Raw genomic sequence first — 16,418 nt, forward strand, 5'->3', positions numbered from 1 at the left:
GCAGAGGGCTGAAGTTCGTAAAGGGGCGAAGGGGAGGGGCGCCGCGCGAGCAGCGCCCCTTGTCCCATTATTCCGCCGCCTCGGGCAGTTCGTCGTCGCCATCGCTGTCGGAGAGGTCTTCCAGCGCCGCCAGCTCCACATTGAGGCCGAGCGAGCGCATTTCCTTCACGAGCACGTTGAAGCTTTCCGGAATGCCGGCCTCGAAGGTGTCGTCACCCTTGACGATCGCCTCATAGACCTTGGTACGGCCGACCACGTCGTCGGACTTGACCGTGAGCATTTCCTGCAGCGTGTAAGCTGCACCATAAGCCTGCAGTGCCCAGACCTCCATCTCACCGAAGCGCTGACCACCGAACTGGGCCTTACCGCCCAGCGGCTGCTGGGTGACGAGGCTGTAGGGGCCGATGGAACGGGCGTGGATCTTGTCGTCCACAAGGTGGTGCAGCTTGAGCATGTAGATGATGCCCACCGTCACCTTGCGGTCGAACGCGTCACCGGTCCGGCCGTCATAGAGCGTGGACTGGCCCGACGTATCGAGCCCTGCCAGCTGCAGCATAGCGGAAACGTCGGCTTCACGCGCACCGTCGAACACCGGTGTCGCGATCGGAACGCCGGTCACGAGGTTGGAAGCGAGCTCGATGACCTGCTCAGCCGAGCGGGACTTGATCTCGTCCGCATAATCCTCGCCATAGACGGTCAGCAGACGCTCCTTCACCGCTTCCGGCATTTCACCGCCGGTTGCGTTCGGGTTGGCCTCGCGCCAGTCGCGCAGGGCATGCTTGATCTGCTGGCCAAGGCCGCGGGCGGCCCAACCAAGGTGCGTCTCGAAGATCTGCCCGACGTTCATGCGCGACGGCACGCCCAGCGGATTGAGCACGATGTCGACCGGGGTGCCATCCTCCAGGAACGGCATGTCCTCGACCGGCAGGATGCGCGAGATGACGCCCTTGTTGCCGTGACGGCCGGCCATCTTGTCGCCCGGCTGCAGCTTGCGCTTCACCGCGACGAACACCTTGACCATCTTGAGCACGCCCGGGGGCAGCTCGTCGCCGCGCTGCAGCTTCTCGACGCGGTCCTCGAACTTCTCGACGATGACCTTCACGGCCTCGTCATACTGCGTTTTGACCGCTTCGAGCTGCGACTGGCGGGCATCGTCCGCAACCGCGAACTTCCACCACTCGTGACGCTCGACCTCGGAGAGCAGCTCCTCGGTGATGTCGACGCCCTTCTTGACGCCCTTGGGCGCTGCCGTGGCCGTCTGGCCGATCAGCATCTCGCGCAGGCGGTTGAAGGTGGCGCGATTGAGGATCGCGCGCTCGTCCTCGCGGTCCTTGGCGAGACGGTCGATTTCCTCGCGCTCGATGGCCATCGCGCGCTCGTCCTTGTCGATGCCGTGACGGTTGAACACGCGCACCTCGACGATCGTGCCGGCAACGCCCGGCGGCAGACGGAGCGAGGTGTCGCGCACGTCGCTGGCCTTCTCGCCGAAGATGGCGCGGAGGAGCTTCTCTTCCGGCGTCATCGGGCTTTCACCCTTGGGCGTGATCTTGCCGACGAGAATATCGCCCGGCTCCACCTCGGCGCCGATGTAGACAATGCCCGCCTCGTCGAGGTTGCGCAGGGCCTCCTCGCCGACGTTGGGGATGTCGCGGGTGATGTCTTCCGGCCCGAGCTTGGTGTCGCGGGCCATCACCTCGAACTCCTCGATATGGATCGAGGTAAAGACGTCGTCCTTCACGATCCGCTCGGAGATCAGGATGGAGTCCTCGTAGTTGTAGCCATTCCAGGGCATGAACGCGACGAGGCTGTTGCGGCCCAGGGCCAGTTCGCCCAGCTCGGTCGAGGGACCGTCGGCGATCACGTCGCCAGCCTTCACATGCTCGCCCACCTTCACCAGCGGACGCTGGTTGATGCAGGTATCCTGGTTGGAACGCTGGAACTTCATCAGCGTGTAGATGTCGACGCCCGACTTGCCGGCCTCGATCTCTTCGGTTGCGCGGATCACGATGCGGGTGGCGTCCACCTGATCGACGATGCCCGAGCGCTTGGCCGCGATGGCGGCACCGGAGTCGCGCGCAACCGTTTCTTCCATGCCGGTGCCGACGAACGGCGCCTCGGCCTGAACGAGCGGCACGGCCTGACGCTGCATGTTCGATCCCATGAGCGCGCGGTTGGCGTCATCGTTTTCCAGGAACGGAATGAGCGATGCGGCAACGGAGACGAGCTGCTTGGGGCTGACGTCCATCAGCGTGATGTGGTCGCGCGGCGCCATCAGGAACTCGCCGGCCTCACGGGCGGAAATGAGATCCTCGGCGAAGGTGCCGTCCGGGTTCACTTCGGCGTTGGCCTGCGCGATCGTGTGCTTGGCCTCTTCCATGGCGGAGAGGTACACGACCTCGTCCGTCACCTTGTTGTCGATGACCTTGCGATACGGCGTCTCGATGAAGCCGTACTTATTGACGCGCGAGAAGCTCGCCAGCGAGTTGATCAGACCGATGTTCGGGCCTTCCGGCGTCTCAATCGGGCAGATACGGCCATAATGGGTCGGGTGAACGTCGCGAACCTCGAAGCCGGCGCGCTCGCGGGTGAGACCACCCGGGCCCAAGGCCGAAACGCGACGCTTGTGCGTGATTTCGGAGAGCGGGTTGGTCTGGTCCATGAACTGCGAGAGCTGCGAGGAGCCGAAGAACTCGCGCACTGCGGCCACAGCGGGCTTGGCGTTGATGAGGTCGTTCGGCATCACCGTCGAGACGTCGACGCTGGACATGCGCTCCTTCACGGCGCGCTCCATACGGAGCAGGCCGACGCGATACTGGTTCTCCAGCAGCTCGCCAACCGAACGCACGCGGCGGTTGCCGAGATTGTCGATGTCGTCGATCTCGCCCTTGCCGTCCTTGAGGTTCACCAGCTCCTTGACCACGGCGAGGATGTCCTCGCGGCGCAGCGTCGTAATGGTGTCCTCGGCGTCGAGGCCAAGACGCATGTTCAGCTTCACGCGGCCCACGGCCGAGAGGTCATAGCGCTCGCCGTCGAAGAACAGGCCTTCGAACAGGGCTTCGGCAGTCTCGCGCGTCGGCGGCTCGCCGGGGCGCATGACGCGGTAGATGTCCGAGAGCGCGTGGTCGCGGTCCTCGGCCTTGTCGACCTTGAGCGTGTTGCGGATCCACGGACCCGTATTCACATGGTCGATGTCAAGCAGTTCAAGGCGGTCGATACCGGCCGCATCCAGCTTGGCGAGGTTCTCGGGCGAGACCTCGTCGCCGGCTTCGATATAGATCTCGCCGGTGCTCTCGTTGATGAGGTCATAGGCGCTGTAACGGCCATAAACTTCCTCGGTCGGAATCACGAGCGCTTCCAAGCCGTCCTTGGCGGCCTTGAGCGCCGCACGCGGGCTGATCTTCTGCCCGGCTGCGAACACCACTTCGCCGGTCTTGGCGTCGATGATGTCGAAGGTGGGCTTGAGGCCGCGCCAGGCGTCCGCCGTATAGGGGATCTGCCAGCCATTCTCGCCGCGCACATAGGTGACCTTGTTGTAGAACTCGCCGAGGATTTCCTCGCTGTTCAGGCCAAGCGCGAAGAGCAGGGCAGTGACCGGCAGCTTGCGCTTGCGGTCGATACGCACGTTCACGATGTCCTTGGCGTCGAACTCGAAGTCCAGCCAGGAGCCGCGATACGGGATCACGCGGGCGGCGAAGAGATACTTGCCGGAAGAGTGGGTCTTGCCACGGTCATGGTCGAACAGGACGCCCGGCGAGCGGTGCATCTGGGACACGATGACGCGCTCTGTACCATTGACGATGAAGGTGCCGTTGCCGGTCATGAGCGGCATGTCGCCCATGTAGACATCCTGCTCCTTGATATCGAGAACCGAGCGGGTCTCGGTGTCCTGATCGACTTCGAAAACGATCAGGCGGAGCGTGACGCGCATCGGCGCGGCGTAGGTGATGCCGCGCTGACGGCATTCCTCGGTGTCGTATTTGGGATCTTCCAGCTCATAGTGGACGAAGTCCAGCTCGGCCGTGCCGGCAAAGTCGCGGATCGGGAAGACGCTGCGCAGCGTCTTCTCAAGGCCGGACACATAGCCGATTGCGGGATTGGACCGCAGGAACTGCTCATAGCTTTCGCGCTGAACCTCGATGAGGTTCGGCATTTCCACGACCTCGTGGATGTTGCCGAATACCTTGCGGATGCGCTTGGTGGCGCTTTCGCCGGGCTTGATGGGGAGAGCCTTGGTTGCCATGCCAGAGATACCTGACCTTCCTGCGTGTTGTGGTCCCGATAATATTTTTCGCATTGCAGCGAAAATTCAGCCTTTTGCTGCGTCTGCGCACCTCGATTCGAGGGCTGCGAGCACGCAAAAAAGTGCGGGCCGGGGCTGTCCGATCCGCACTTGAGCGTCATATGAACCTCGCCGTCACCCCATATGTGATGCATGTCGTGCGCAACGCGTCATGCTTGCCCGGGTAACGGCAGGCGACTGGCGGGCAGATGCCCGACCAATCCGAATGACCAGCGATATAGGGCCATCGCGCGGCATTGCAAGGGGCTTGCGGCCCGCTGCAATGCCTTTGCGGCGCAGGTCGGAGACGAACCCAGATCTGCGATCAGGATTCCTTGCGGTAGAACACGCCGCACATCACCCGGCCGCCACTATTGCCCGTGGGGTCGGTGCGCATGTCGTCGGCGTCTGCGTGGATCACCAGCGCCGCGCCATCGTCGTCTAGCAGGGTCGCCATGTTGGTGTGCGCCATGAACGCTACCTTGGCAGCGCCGCGTGCGTCAGCGGTCACCATGGGCAGGTCCCCGGCATGGGGGCCTTGCGGGTTCTCGGTGCCGTGCTGCTTGCTCTCGGGGTTGAGATGACCGCCGGCCGATACGAAATCGGGCAGGGTGCATTTGCCAATGGCGTGAATGTGCATCCCGTGCGCACCCGGCGTCAGCCCGCGCGTCACCTCGACGCTGCCGCGCATATGGCCGTCTTCCGGCACCAGCGTCGCGACACCGGTGCGGTTGCCCTGGCCATCATAGAGGATCGCTTCAGCGAAGGGCTCGGGCGTGGGCATCGGCCCCGCCGGGGCCTTGGCGCCGCAGCCCTGCAAGGCCAGGCAGAAGCCGGTGGCGGCGAGGAGGAGGGGGGAAGCAGCAAAATGAGCCATCATGTCTCTCTGTGTTGGGGCGATGCAGTCGGCGCAATCTAGCGTGTTGTCCGGCGAGGTCAAAGCAGGTCGAGCACCCGTTCCATGGCAAGCCCGGCCCGGCGGGAAGCGGCGCGGAGGTTGGCGTGGAAATCCCCGGCACTGTCGGGATTGGCATCGTCCGTCGTCGCCTTGATGCCGCCCCAGGGGAGCCCACTCTGGGCGGCATATTGGGCGAGCGCGCCGGTTTCCATGTCGACGATGTCGGCATCCAGCGCAGCCACGAGATGGGCGGCATAGGCGCCATCCTCGATGAATGCGTCACCGCTGGCGATGCAAGCATGGGGCAGGGCGCTGCCGGGATCGGGCATGGCCGCATAAGGCGTGACATTGGCCGGCCCCATTGGCCAGGCGCCAGCGGGGTAGTGCACGAAGGCATCCGGGCGACGCGCGCCATAATCATGCTGGACGGCGCGGGTGAGCCAGAAGCAATCACCGGCCAGAGCGCTCAGCTTGCCGGCTGTTCCGAGGATCATCAGCAGGTCTGCGTCATGGAGCGCGTGCAGCCGCGCGGCGGCGGCGGCGATGTTCACCTTGCCGATGCCCGTCGTCGCGATGTGGACCACCTGGCGCCCGGTGTCGACGCAGCGCACCAGCGGCCAGTCGCCGTCCAGCCTGTCGCCCACGTCCGGCAGAAAGGCATCGGCCTCCTCGGGCAGGGCGGCGAGCATCAGGATGCGCATGCGGCTCAATGCCCTTCAAAGGTGATGAGGGAGAGGGGCGTGATGCCCACGTCCCTGAGGCGCGCCGCACCGCCCAGCTCGGGCAGGTCGATGACGAACGCCGCCTGATCGACAATGGCACCTTCGCCCCGCAGCAGGGCAGCGCCGGCTAGCGCGGTCCCGCCGGTCGCCAGCAGATCGTCCACCAGCAGCACCCGTTGCCCCGGTCGCACGGCGCCCTGATGCATCTCGATCCGGTCGGTGCCATATTCGAGCGCATAATCAATGCCGACCGTCGCGCCGGGCAGCTTGCCGGACTTGCGCAGCATCAGCTTGCCCTTGCCGAGCTTGTAGGAGAGCCCGGCTGCGACGATGAACCCGCGCGCCTCGATGCCGGCGATGAGGTCGACCTGGGCCGGATCGACCATTGCCGCGATCCGGTCAATCGTCGCCCGGAAGCCTTCGCCATCCAGCAACAGGGTCGAAACGTCGCGAAACTGGATGCCGGGAATCGGATAGTCCGGGACGGTCCGCACCAGCGCTTTGAGGTCGTCATTGTTCGTCGTGGTGAGAGAAGATGTCTCGGCCATGAGGATGGGTCCCTTCGATAATCGGCTGGCGCAGGCCGCACGTGTCGGCGCAAGGATCGGGCGGCACAGGGCGCCTTTTGTCCCTCACGCTTTACATTGGCGCGACGATATGCTGATCGCAGTCTGTCCCGAAATGGGTCGGTGGGGTCATAATGAGATTGCCTGTTGTCTTTCCAGGGATGGCGTCGATCGCCTGCCTTCTCGCCGTGAGTCCGGCGGCAGGGCAAGCGGAAACTGCGTTTGCCCGGGCAAGCTCCAGCCTTCTCGATTTCCAGAAGCTCACCAGCCTGCTGCTCCCGCCTGCCTTCGGGCAGGATAATCAGGTGCGGGCACCGATGCTGATCGCCAATGAGGTGCGGCCCGAGAGCCGGGACCGTCTGGCGCAGCCCTCCGCGCGGCCGGAGTCGCGCGACCGCCTCGCGCGGCCGGTGAGCGAGTTGCCGGCCTATCGCCCGGAGAGCCGCGATCCCTTGGCGCGCTCCTATGAGGATGTGCGCAAGGCGCGCCCGGAGTTGCTGGACTCTGGTTCAAAGGCGGTGGCCCTGGCGCAGGATGTCGCGCCGGCGAATGAGAGCGCTGCCACGGCGCCTTCCATGAATAGCGCAGATGGGCCACCCGTGCCGATCGCGCTGTCAGCAGTGCCGATGGGCGCCGGGCCGGCGGGGCCGACCTTGCAGCGCACGCAGGGCAAGGCCGAGGGCCTCGGTCTGGCGCAATATCTTTCCGCGCCGTGGCAGCAGATCGGCTTCATCGCCGGCCTGGTGCTGCTCGCCAGTCTGCTCTTCTGGCGGCTGGGAATGCGCGGCCGCCAAGGACCATTGGCCCTAACGGACTATGGACGGGCCGAGCGCTCCTCTGCCCGAGAGGAAGGTGACAGGGCACGCTACCCGACGCTGCGCGAAGCCATCGAGGCGATGAAAGCCGAGGCTGCCACACGCCGTTGATCGGCCTCCGGGCGCTCATCGATCACGCCTGATCCACGCGACGATCCCTCAAAGGCAAAAAAGAAGCGCGCCCGGATCGCTCCGGACGCGCTTCTTTTTGTCGGGCGGGAACGGCCGGGCCGCTCCCCTCCCATCAAGCTTACTTGATCTCGACGGTCGCGCCGGCTTCCTCGAGCTTCTTCTTCAGCTCTTCGGACTCCGCCTTGTTCACGCCTTCCTTCACAGCCTTCGGCGCGCCTTCGACGAGCGCCTTGGCTTCCGTCAGGCCGAGACCGGTGATTGCGCGGACTTCCTTGATGACGTTGATCTTCTTGCCACCGTCGTTGACGAGGATCACGTCGAACTCGGTCTTCTCTTCAGCAGCGGGGGCATCGCCACCGGCGCCACCGGCGGGCGCAGCAACCGCGACTGCGGCAGCAGCGGAAACGCCCCACTTCTCTTCGAGAGCCTTCGACAGCTCAGCAGCTTCGAGAACGGTCAGCGCGGAGAGCTGGTCGACGAGCGAGTTGATATCAGCCATGTAATTCACTCCATTTTCTAGCGGGGCCGGGTCTGGCCCAAGTCAATTGATTGCAACTGTCTGCCGGGAGGCGCCTGAAGATCAGGCAGCATCCTTGGTGGCATAAGCGTTGAAGACGCGCGCGAGCTGCGCGGCCGGTTCCTTGGTGACGACTGCGAGCTTGGTCGCCGGGGCCTGAATGAGGCCGATCAGCGTTGCGCGCATCTGGTCGAGCGACGGCATCGAAGCCAGCGCCTTGATGCCATTGGCGTCCAGGAGCGTAGTGCCCATGGCGCCGCCGACGATCTCCAGCTTGTCGTTCGTCTTGGCGAAATCGATCGCAACCTTTGCAGCCGCAACCGGATCGGAAGACGTCGCCAGGCCCACCGGTCCAACCAGCATCTCTTCGATGCTGGCATAATCGGTGTCCTTGATGGCGATCTTGGCAAGGCGGTTCTTCGTTACCTTGTAGGTCGCACCCGCATCGCGCATCTTCTGACGGAGCTGGGTCGACTGAGCCACGCTAAGGCCCAGATTGCGGGTCACGACGACCACGCCCATTTCCTTCAGAGATTCGTGAAGCGCGGAAACGACCTCGGTCTTTTCATTGCGATCCATGCCATTCTCCTCTGCGGCAAGGCCCGGAAGGCCCGGCCGCGTTCACACATGTACCGCGCACGACCCGAGAGGGGCCGCAAGCGGCGAAGCAGTCCGAGGGGAAGGGTTGACTGGTCCAGCACGAGAGTGCGGACAGACCCGGATTGAGCTGCGCATCGAAGCGGAGCGCCGTCCGGCAAGAACTTTTCCCCGTCTCGGCTGGGCATTAAGATGGGCAGATCCCATCACCAGCTGTCTCGGACGGTGCACCGGGACGGACCCGGTGAGCGAAGGCCCGATAGGCGGGGCGGCGGTGAAAAGCAAGCCGTTTCCAATTCCGGCCACGGCGAGGGAGCCGGGGAGGGCGGTGGACGCCTAATTTGTGACCCTTTGGCAACGTCTGTCGGCCATCTGCGCAAAGGTGGTTAAGACGTGGGAAAAGAAGGTTAAAGCGCTTTAATTCTTTCCATCGCAGGTTTAGCACGGGTTCATGGAAAGCTTATCGACAGACTCGCTCCGTTGGGCGCGCCGTGAAATTGAACGGCACCGGGCTTTGATCGGTCTGGCCGTGGTGGCCAGCGCCTTGATCGCAGCCGCGCCGCACAATGAGCGCCGGATGTTCACCATCCCTGAGTTCGCCTCGGCGTTCGTCGCCGTGCCGGCGCCGGAAGAGACGTCGCTGCGCTCTGCGATCATGGGCTATCTTCGCGATGGCTGTGCGCCCGAGTTCGTCAATTCCAAGGGTGACCTGACCCAGCTGGTCAATCGCGCCGATTGCGGTCCTGGCCGTTCGCGCAACCAGGGCAGCAGCCCGTTCGCGCAGAAGCCGACCGCGACGCCGAACAAGTCGCCGGTCGCGCCGACCGCCTTCTTCGCCGAGCCGGAAGCTGCCGATTTCGTATCGAACCTCAACAGCCCGCTGATCGTGACGCAGCCGTCGCTGGAGCCCTCCATGGCCTCCTTCACGCCGCCCACAGGCGGTACGGGCGGTGGCGGCGGGTTCATCCCCGGCATTCCCATTCCCTTGCCCGATTTCGTGCCGCCGGTGTTCGGTTCGGTTCCCGAGCCGTCGACCTGGGCGCTGATGATCGCGGGCTTCGGTCTGGCCGGCACGATGATGCGCCGCCGCAATCCGGTGAAGGTTACCTTCGCCGCCAGCTGATGGCCGGCTTTACACGCGTTTCCCGCTGAAAAGGCCAGTCCGGGGGGACTGGCCTTTTCTTTGCCGATTGCGCGGTGTTGATTGGTCTGGTTGGGCAGCCCGGTTCAGTGGATCGTCAAGGTGTCGCCGCTCAGGGTGACGGTGCCGAGTTGCTGCAGCGCATTCTGGCCCATGAGCGAAACCGGCAGGGCGCCATCGACCACGGCGGCGCTGATCTGTTCGATGCGCTTGCCGGCCATTTCCATCCGCTCGATCTTCGCCCAGCGCATCGCGGACGATCCGTTGACGGTGCGCATCTGCGCGCGACCGGGCAGGCTCTCATAAGTCAGGCCGAGCTTGGCCGCGTCGGCGCGATTGAGCACGACGACCGTCGCGCCGGTATCCACCACGAAGCGGATCGAATGGCCATTGGCCTTCGCCTCGACATAGAAGAGACCGTCGGCATGGCGCTGCACGGTGTTGGCAGGCAGTTGGATGGCCGAGGCGTCCAGAACTGCGGCCTCCGGCACGGCGATGTTTGCGGCGGCTTCCTTCTGGATGTTCTGGTGATCCGTGAACGGGTTGCTCAGCGCGACGGCAATGGATGCCATTGCCGCCATGATGCTACCGAATTCGAGATGGATGCCGATCATGCCGCATCATCACCCCGACTCACCCAAGAAGCCGTTTCGAGATTGAGTTAGCGTGGCATTAAGAAAGGCGGTCAGGCGGGTGCCTGTGCCGTACGGGAGGCCTCGATTTCATCCTCCATCCGCTGCTTCACCCGGCGGCGGCGGCGACCGAAGATGAAGGCGGCAAGGCCGGAGATGAGCGCCGAAATCCCGAATTCGGCGGCAAGGACGTTGTAGCGCCAGGTCAGCTTGTCGAGCCCACTGAACAGTACGAAGTTATCATCCTCGACGTCATAGCCTGCATGGCGATAAAGGTTGACGATCTCGCCCGGCAGGGCCTCGCGCCGCAGAACGCCGTCGAGATAGGGGGTGAAAACGAGGTGCGAGAGGCGGAACCGCCAGACGCGCACCAAATCCTCATCCTTGGGGAAGGTGATGGGATGATAGCCTTCCGGCACATCGTTGCGCCGCACCTCGACAAAGTAGCGCAGCGGCGAGCGGTCGTCCGGCCCGGAGCGAACCGGCGCGAAATAGAGCGAGCGCTTGACCAGCAGCAGATCCTCATTGAACTGCGCCGTCTCGCGCAGATCGATGCTGCCGGTGATGACGGCGCGGCCTTCCACCGGCGCGATCGCATCGGGCGACCCGACGACGATGCTGCGCGGGGTGCCTTCATCGGACGGCAACTGCAGCCGCAGGATCAGCACAATCACCGCCGCAAGCAGGCTGCCGACGCAAACGCCGGCGAAAAAGCCCTGGAGACGGGCGAGGCGGCCCTTCACGATGCGCAGATCGTCCTGCCGGGCAGGGCCGAAGGATTCGGTGCGGCGCTGCCGCGTGCGCAGCAGCCACACGGCAGCAATCAGCGGCGCAGAGAACAGCGCCGTCACTGCGACGAAGGTGAGGGTGGGCCAGTAACGATCGAAATGAAGAAACTGGTATTCGGCCAGTCGCGCGATCAGCCCGCGATAATCGAGCGCCTGAAAGAGGAAGAACAGGCTGACAAGAGCGATCCAGAAGCCGAGAAGGCGAACCGCCAGATTGAGCTGTTTCGACACCCGGTCATAGGCATCCTGTCCAGCAGTTGGATGTCGCTTCTTCACCCCAATTTCCCTGTTTTTCATCTGAGTTCTATCGTCGCGTGCCTCGCCAAGCAATGCCATCGCAGGGTTAACAGGCGCTTTACGAACAAACGCCTAATCAGATCGCCAATTCAGATCACAACATCGGGCAATAAAAAAGCCCCGCCGCGGTGGATACCGGGCGGGGCGTTTTTAGAATTGGGTGAGATCAGGCCGAGGCGACCTGAGCCACGTCCACCTTCACGCCCGGGCCCATCGAGGACGACAGAGCGATCTTGCGGACATACTTGCCCTTCGAGCCCGAGGGCTTGGCCTTCACAATGGCATCGACGAAGGCGTCGAAGTTCTTGCGCAGGTCGGCTTCGGTGAAGCTGGCCTTGCCGAGACCGGCGTGAATGATGCCGGCCTTCTCGACGCGGAACTCGATCTGGCCGCCCTTGGCAGCCTTCACGGCTTCAGCGACGTTCGGCGTGACGGTGCCGAGCTTCGGGTTCGGCATCAGGCCCTTGGGACCCAGCACCTTGCCGAGGCGACCGACCAGACCCATCATGTCGGGCGTCGCGATCACGCGGTCGAAGTCGAAATTGCCGTTCTGGATGTGCTCGAGCAGATCCTCGGCACCCACGATCTCGGCGCCGGCTGCCTTGGCGGCATCAGCCTTGTCGGCGCGGGCGAAGACGGCAACGCGCACATCCTTGCCGGTGCCGGCGGGCAGGGTGACGACGCCACGGACCATCTGGTCGGCGTGACGCGGGTCGACGCCCAGGTTCATCGCGACTTCGACGGTCTCGTCGAACTTGGCGGTGGCGTTCTTCTTGATGAGCGCGATGGCTTCATCGACGCCGTGCAGCTTGTTCGCATCGACTGCGGCGGCCATCGCCTTGGCCTTCTTGGTCAGCTTTGCCATGTTCTTAGCCCTCCACCACGGTCAGGCCCATCGCGCGGGCGCTGCCTTCGATGATCTTCGTCGCGGCCTCGATGTCGTTGGCATTGAGGTCGACCATCTTCGCTTCGGCGATCTCGGCGAGCTGGGCACGCGTGATCTTGCCGGCGGAGACCTTGCCGGGCTCCTTGGAGCCGGACTTGAGGTTCACGGCCTGCTTGATGAGATAGGTTGCCGGCGGCTTCTTGGTGACGAAGGAGAAGCTGCGGTCAGCGTAGACGGTGATGATCGTGGGCAGGGGCGTACCCTTCTGCTCCTTCTCGGTCGCCGCGTTGAACGCCTTGCAGAATTCCATGATGTTCACGCCGCGCTGACCCAGAGCAGGGCCGATCGGCGGCGAGGGGTTGGCGGCTCCAGCGGGCACCTGGAGCTTGATATAGCCCGTAATTTTCTTGGCCATTACACTCACTCTGTAGAAGGCGGGGCCAATGGCGCCGCCCGGTTCAAGCTTAGCGGTCAAACGGCTGACCTTGAGGGGTCGTCCTCCCGCAATGGGCTTCCATCGGGCCTGCAAGACCGTCCGGAAGCCGGCGCCTATAGCGGTGACAGGTGCAAAAGGAAAGAGCGGTCTTCTCGATTCACTTTTGCCCGGCGGTACGCCGCGCCAGCGCATGAAGCTCCGCCTGGGAGAGCAGCAGGGCGAGATCGTCGCGGCTGATGTCGAAACTCTCGTCCATATCCTCCAGCGCCTTGTCGATATCCTCGCTGTGCAGCCCTGAAGCCTCTCGCATCTGCGCGCTCTGGATTGCGGGCGCAGCCGGCTGATGCGGATAGCTGTGACCGGTCATGCGATGGAAGAACATGGCGAGCGACACCAGCGCGATGGAATTGAGGCCAACGGGCGCGAAGGCGAAGGCATAGCCGGCATCGTGAATGCCTTGGCTGCCGATCACGGCGGTCAGCGCCGCCGCCCCGCCGGGCGGGTGCAGGCAGCGGCAGAGCGACATCACGAGGATCGCGCCGCCGACAGCCACGCCGGCGGCCAGCGCCATTGGCGGAATCCAGCGGGCCGCCGCCACGCCCACGAGTGCCGAGAGGATGTTCCCGCCCACCACCGACCAGGGCTGGGCGAGCGGACTGGTCGGCACGGCAAAGACCAGAACTGCCGAAGCGCCAATGGGCGCGACGATGATCGGCAGATCGGCGTAAGCGATCGGGAATTGCAGGCAGAGCACGATCGTCAGCCCGATCCCCGCCGTCGCACCGATCACCGCCAGCAGGCGCGGCATCAGCCGGGCGCCGGCGAGGATCGGTTTGAAGAGGCGCTCTGTGGTCATGGGTTTCTTCGCACCGACTTGGAAGAGAGGCGCGCTATTGGCGCGGCCTCACCCAGAAGACCAGCGAGCATTTCCCCTTGCCGATCAAGCCGGGCTTTTAGGTCGTCGCGCCGCCGCTCATTCCGCCGGCGCGGGCTGTGCCATGTTGAGCACGTCTGCTGGTGCTTTGCGGCGCTTCACGATCATGCCGATGCCGAGCGCGCACAGTGCCAGAACGGCAGGGCACAGCGCCAGAATGGCAAAGCTGCGCACGATCGGCAGGCCGCTCGCCAGCACGAACGCGCCGATGATCGGCCCTGCAATGCCGCCGATCTTGGCTACGGATGTTGCCCAGCCGGCGCCGTTCGCCCGGATTGCGGAGGGATAGAAGACGCCGGCAATCGACAGAATACCGAAATGCGCGCCGCCCACGAAGCTGGTCGCGGCGACCGAGACGATCAGGAAGAGCGTCGGCTCCATCGGCACCAGGCCGACAAGCAGCAGCAGCGGGAAGGCGACGGCCGGATAGACCGCCACCGCCAGCGGCCCCTTGCCATCGGTAAAGCGCATGAGCAGCAGGCCCAGCACCGCGCCGGCGATGCCGCCGATGGACGAAACATAGGCCGCCGTCTCGCGCGAGAATTTGAGATCCTCATAGACGATCGGGCCCCAATTGGCCTTGAAATAGACCGCCAGCGTGCTCGCGATATAGGCCAGCCAGAGCAGCGGCGTCAGCCATTTTAGGTCGCCCTTGAACAGCTTGGCGGCGGTGAAGTTGCTGGTGTCCTGCTTCTCGTCGCTGAGCACGAAACGGTCCTGCGCGGTCGCGCCGAGCGTGGGATCGACCTTGTTCAGCGTCTTGGCGATCAGGTCCGGCTTGAGGTTCTTGCTGGCGAGGAAGCGCACTGATTCCGGCAACCAGAACAGCAGGGCGAATGCGCAGACGATCGTGCCGAGGCCCCCGAAGACGAACACGCCCTCCCAGCCATAGGTCGGTGCGAGCCACACGGTCACCGGCCCGGCCAGCGAAGAGCCGAGGCTGTAGCCGACCATGATGACCGTCACCACGGTCGAGCGGTATTTGGTCGGCACATATTCGATGTTGAGCGCCCAGGCGAGCGGCAGCATGCCACCAATGGCAAAGCCATCGAGGAAGCGCAGGATGAGAAGGGCTTCATAGCTTTGCGCCAGCGCGGTGGCGGTGGTCAAAATGCCGAATGCGAAGGCGGCGCCGATGATCGTCTGTCGCCGCCCGATCCTGTCGCCAATATATGCGAAGGCAAAACCGCCGACCATCATGCCGAACAGGCCGGCGGAAAACACATTGCCCAGCTGGTGCGTGGAGAGGCTCAGCTCATCGCGCATCCAAGGCGCGGTGAAGCTGATCAGCATCATGTCGAACCCGTCGAACACCGTGATCAACCAGGAGAGAACGATCAGCCGGAAATTGAACGGGCCGAGCTTCCGCTCATTGATGAACGTGGCGATATCGATCGAGCGGGGCGCGCTGGCCATGCTGGCTGTCCTCTCCGGCTGTGCCTCGAATCGTTCGTAAGGCAACTATTCTTTTAATGGTTAGCAATCTATCGGGCGGCGGCAAGCGATACCTGCTGCGTCGCCCGGTTCAGATATCGGTCGAAAGCACGAAGCCACGCAAGGCGCGGGCGTCGTGAAGGGCATTATGCGGCACCTGGCTGTTGCGCGCGCTGCTGAACCCGGCGGCATTGACCAGCTCGAAGCGGAGGCCGCGCACGTCGATCATCTCGCCGGGCCCGGTCATCAGCAGGGTGGCGAAATGGGCGATGTCCTCGGGCCAGTCAGCGACGATCATCGGCTCATTGTCGCCGGCGAGATAGGTGGCGACCAGTTCGGACGCATTGGCCCGCTCCACGGCATAATCCAGCCCGGTCGGCACATGGCGCAGATAAGGGATCACATTATGCTCGACCCAAGGGTGGAGCGGTTCTGGAAGCGGCAGAAGCGAGAGATACAGCTCCTGATCGCCATATTCGGGCACGAGGGCCAGGCTGATCAGGGCACCACCAAAACCATTATATTCGGTATCGAGAAAGTAACGCATGAAGCTCCGGGGATTGGATTGGGGGGAGAGTCGCGCCGAGGCATACAGTGCCGGGACCGTTTGCGCGATGCCTCCGGGTCTGCCAGAGGGACGGCTCGGTTGAAAGGAACGATATGAAGCCCCGCGAACATCTCGGCACGGCGAAGGTGCCCGGCGGCGAGGATTTGCGCCTGTTCCGACGCGGCGATGATTTCATGATCGTGCTCGATCGCAATGAATTGATGAACAGCCGGATGAGCGGATCGGAAAAGGCGCTGGCGCTGATGACGCTGGAGCGTCTGCCTTCCCGCGCGGGGCGGCATCTGCTGATCGGCGGCTATGGCATGGGTTTCACCCTGCGCGCGGCGCTGGGCGCGCTCGATGCGCAGGCGAAGGTCACGGTGGCCGAGCTGGTGCCGGAGATTATCGAATGGGCGCGGGGGCCGATGGCCGAATTGGCGGCCGGCTGCCTGGATGATCCGCGCGTGGATCTCGTTCACAGCGACGTCGCGGAACTGATCGAGGACGGGCAGGGGCACTACGATGCCATCTTGCTCGACGTCGATAACGGCCCCGACGGCCTCACCGTGCCGGCCAATGACCGGCTCTATTCCGCGCGCGGCCTCTCCCAGGCGATGCGGGCGCTCAAGCCAGGCGGCATTCTCGCCGTCTGGTCCGCCGGCTCGGACGAAGCCTTCACCCGCCGGCTGAAAAGCGCCGGGTTCATTGTCGACGAGGTGGCGGTGAAGGCGCGGGAGAACGGCAAGGGGCCGCGCCACGTCATCTGGTTTGCCCAGCGACGGGGCTAGGCCGCACGA

Annotated in this window: 16 protein-coding genes; 3 read left to right on the forward strand and 13 right to left on the reverse strand. The window is 64.2% G+C overall.

Annotation, left to right across the window (positions count from 1 at the left end; genetic code table 11):
* Positions 1 to 67 precede the first annotated feature (67 nt).
* From rpoB to M2331_RS06215, 4 genes are all read right to left on the reverse strand, one after another.
* Positions 68 to 4,240, reverse strand: coding sequence for a DNA-directed RNA polymerase subunit beta (gene rpoB / locus M2331_RS06200; protein WP_181559467.1), 4,173 nt, complete (start codon positions 4,238 to 4,240; stop codon positions 68 to 70).
* A gap of 364 nt (positions 4,241 to 4,604) precedes the next feature.
* A complete protein-coding gene (locus tag M2331_RS06205; protein WP_181559468.1) occupies positions 4,605 to 5,159 on the reverse strand; it encodes a superoxide dismutase family protein in 555 nt (184 codons plus the stop codon).
* Between the two features lie 56 nt (positions 5,160 to 5,215).
* On the reverse strand, positions 5,216 to 5,878 hold the full coding sequence (locus M2331_RS06210) for a purine phosphorylase (RefSeq protein ID WP_181559469.1): 663 nt from the start codon (positions 5,876 to 5,878) through the stop codon (positions 5,216 to 5,218).
* Between the two features lie 5 nt (positions 5,879 to 5,883).
* The gene (locus M2331_RS06215; RefSeq protein ID WP_181559470.1) at positions 5,884 to 6,447 is read right to left on the reverse strand and encodes an adenine phosphoribosyltransferase; all 564 of its coding nucleotides are present in this window, start codon (positions 6,445 to 6,447) and stop codon (positions 5,884 to 5,886) included.
* A gap of 206 nt (positions 6,448 to 6,653) precedes the next feature.
* On the opposite strand from M2331_RS06215, the gene M2331_RS06220 reads away from it, so the two are divergent.
* On the forward strand, positions 6,654 to 7,391 hold the full coding sequence (locus M2331_RS06220) for a hypothetical protein (RefSeq protein WP_184117304.1): 738 nt from the start codon (positions 6,654 to 6,656) through the stop codon (positions 7,389 to 7,391).
* Between the two features lie 139 nt (positions 7,392 to 7,530).
* On the opposite strand, the gene rplL is transcribed toward M2331_RS06220, so the two are convergent.
* Positions 7,531 to 7,911 (reverse strand): 50S ribosomal protein L7/L12, encoded by a 381-nt coding sequence (gene rplL / locus M2331_RS06225; RefSeq protein ID WP_181559472.1) that lies wholly within the window; start codon positions 7,909 to 7,911, stop codon positions 7,531 to 7,533.
* A gap of 81 nt (positions 7,912 to 7,992) precedes the next feature.
* Complete coding sequence (gene rplJ, locus M2331_RS06230) at positions 7,993 to 8,508, reverse strand: 50S ribosomal protein L10 (protein ID WP_181559473.1); 516 nt, start codon at positions 8,506 to 8,508, stop codon at positions 7,993 to 7,995.
* A gap of 550 nt (positions 8,509 to 9,058) precedes the next feature.
* On the opposite strand from rplJ, the gene M2331_RS06235 reads away from it, so the two are divergent.
* Entirely contained in the window at positions 9,059 to 9,649 is a 591-nt protein-coding gene (locus tag M2331_RS06235) for a PEPxxWA-CTERM sorting domain-containing protein (RefSeq protein WP_264592312.1), read from the forward strand.
* Between the two features lie 104 nt (positions 9,650 to 9,753).
* On the opposite strand, the gene M2331_RS06240 is transcribed toward M2331_RS06235, so the two are convergent.
* From M2331_RS06240 to M2331_RS06270, 7 genes are all read right to left on the reverse strand, one after another.
* On the reverse strand, positions 9,754 to 10,281 hold the full coding sequence (locus tag M2331_RS06240; protein ID WP_181559475.1) for a TIGR02281 family clan AA aspartic protease: 528 nt from the start codon (positions 10,279 to 10,281) through the stop codon (positions 9,754 to 9,756).
* A 71-nt stretch (positions 10,282 to 10,352) separates the two neighbouring features.
* Entirely contained in the window at positions 10,353 to 11,384 is a 1,032-nt protein-coding gene (locus M2331_RS06245) for a hypothetical protein (protein WP_264592313.1), read from the reverse strand.
* Positions 11,385 to 11,550: 166 nt separating this feature from the next.
* Positions 11,551 to 12,249 carry a 50S ribosomal protein L1 gene (gene rplA / locus M2331_RS06250; protein WP_181559477.1) on the reverse strand — a complete coding sequence of 233 codons (699 nt, stop codon included), beginning with the start codon at positions 12,247 to 12,249 and terminating at the stop codon, positions 11,551 to 11,553.
* Positions 12,250 to 12,253: 4 nt separating this feature from the next.
* Positions 12,254 to 12,685, reverse strand: a complete 432-nt coding sequence (gene rplK, locus M2331_RS06255; protein WP_181559478.1) for a 50S ribosomal protein L11 — start codon at positions 12,683 to 12,685, stop codon at positions 12,254 to 12,256.
* Between the two features lie 178 nt (positions 12,686 to 12,863).
* Entirely contained in the window at positions 12,864 to 13,562 is a 699-nt protein-coding gene (locus M2331_RS06260; RefSeq protein WP_181559479.1) for an HPP family protein, read from the reverse strand.
* 117 nt (positions 13,563 to 13,679) lie between these two features.
* The gene (locus M2331_RS06265; RefSeq protein ID WP_181559480.1) at positions 13,680 to 15,056 is read right to left on the reverse strand and encodes an MFS transporter; all 1,377 of its coding nucleotides are present in this window, start codon (positions 15,054 to 15,056) and stop codon (positions 13,680 to 13,682) included.
* Positions 15,057 to 15,165: 109 nt separating this feature from the next.
* Complete coding sequence (locus tag M2331_RS06270) at positions 15,166 to 15,621, reverse strand: hypothetical protein (protein ID WP_181559481.1); 456 nt, start codon at positions 15,619 to 15,621, stop codon at positions 15,166 to 15,168.
* A gap of 113 nt (positions 15,622 to 15,734) precedes the next feature.
* Between M2331_RS06270 and M2331_RS06275 the strand changes: the two genes are divergently transcribed.
* On the forward strand, positions 15,735 to 16,409 hold the full coding sequence (locus tag M2331_RS06275; RefSeq protein ID WP_181559482.1) for a spermidine synthase: 675 nt from the start codon (positions 15,735 to 15,737) through the stop codon (positions 16,407 to 16,409).
* Positions 16,410 to 16,418 lie beyond the last annotated feature (9 nt).

Source organism: Sphingobium sp. B10D7B (genome assembly GCF_025961955.1).
GTDB lineage: Bacteria > Pseudomonadota > Alphaproteobacteria > Sphingomonadales > Sphingomonadaceae > Sphingobium.

Bases quoted from the DNA above. Each gene is read 5' to 3' on its own strand.
- rpoB (WP_181559467.1), bottom strand. From the start codon at position 4,240: ATGGCAACCAAGGCTCTCCCCATCAAGCCCGGCGAAAGCGCCACCAAG.
- M2331_RS06205 (WP_181559468.1), bottom strand. From the start codon at position 5,159: ATGATGGCTCATTTTGCTGCTTCCCCCCTCCTCCTCGCCGCCACCGGC.
- M2331_RS06210 (WP_181559469.1), bottom strand. From the start codon at position 5,878: ATGCGCATCCTGATGCTCGCCGCCCTGCCCGAGGAGGCCGATGCCTTT.
- M2331_RS06215 (WP_181559470.1), bottom strand. From the start codon at position 6,447: ATGGCCGAGACATCTTCTCTCACCACGACGAACAATGACGACCTCAAA.
- rplL (WP_181559472.1), bottom strand. From the start codon at position 7,911: ATGGCTGATATCAACTCGCTCGTCGACCAGCTCTCCGCGCTGACCGTT.
- rplJ (WP_181559473.1), bottom strand. From the start codon at position 8,508: ATGGATCGCAATGAAAAGACCGAGGTCGTTTCCGCGCTTCACGAATCT.
- M2331_RS06240 (WP_181559475.1), bottom strand. From the start codon at position 10,281: ATGATCGGCATCCATCTCGAATTCGGTAGCATCATGGCGGCAATGGCA.
- M2331_RS06245 (WP_264592313.1), bottom strand. From the start codon at position 11,384: ATGAAAAACAGGGAAATTGGGGTGAAGAAGCGACATCCAACTGCTGGA.
- rplA (WP_181559477.1), bottom strand. From the start codon at position 12,249: ATGGCAAAGCTGACCAAGAAGGCCAAGGCGATGGCCGCCGCAGTCGAT.
- rplK (WP_181559478.1), bottom strand. From the start codon at position 12,685: ATGGCCAAGAAAATTACGGGCTATATCAAGCTCCAGGTGCCCGCTGGA.
- M2331_RS06260 (WP_181559479.1), bottom strand. From the start codon at position 13,562: ATGACCACAGAGCGCCTCTTCAAACCGATCCTCGCCGGCGCCCGGCTG.
- M2331_RS06265 (WP_181559480.1), bottom strand. From the start codon at position 15,056: ATGGCCAGCGCGCCCCGCTCGATCGATATCGCCACGTTCATCAATGAG.
- M2331_RS06270 (WP_181559481.1), bottom strand. From the start codon at position 15,621: ATGCGTTACTTTCTCGATACCGAATATAATGGTTTTGGTGGTGCCCTG.
- M2331_RS06275 (WP_181559482.1), top strand. From the start codon at position 15,735: ATGAAGCCCCGCGAACATCTCGGCACGGCGAAGGTGCCCGGCGGCGAG.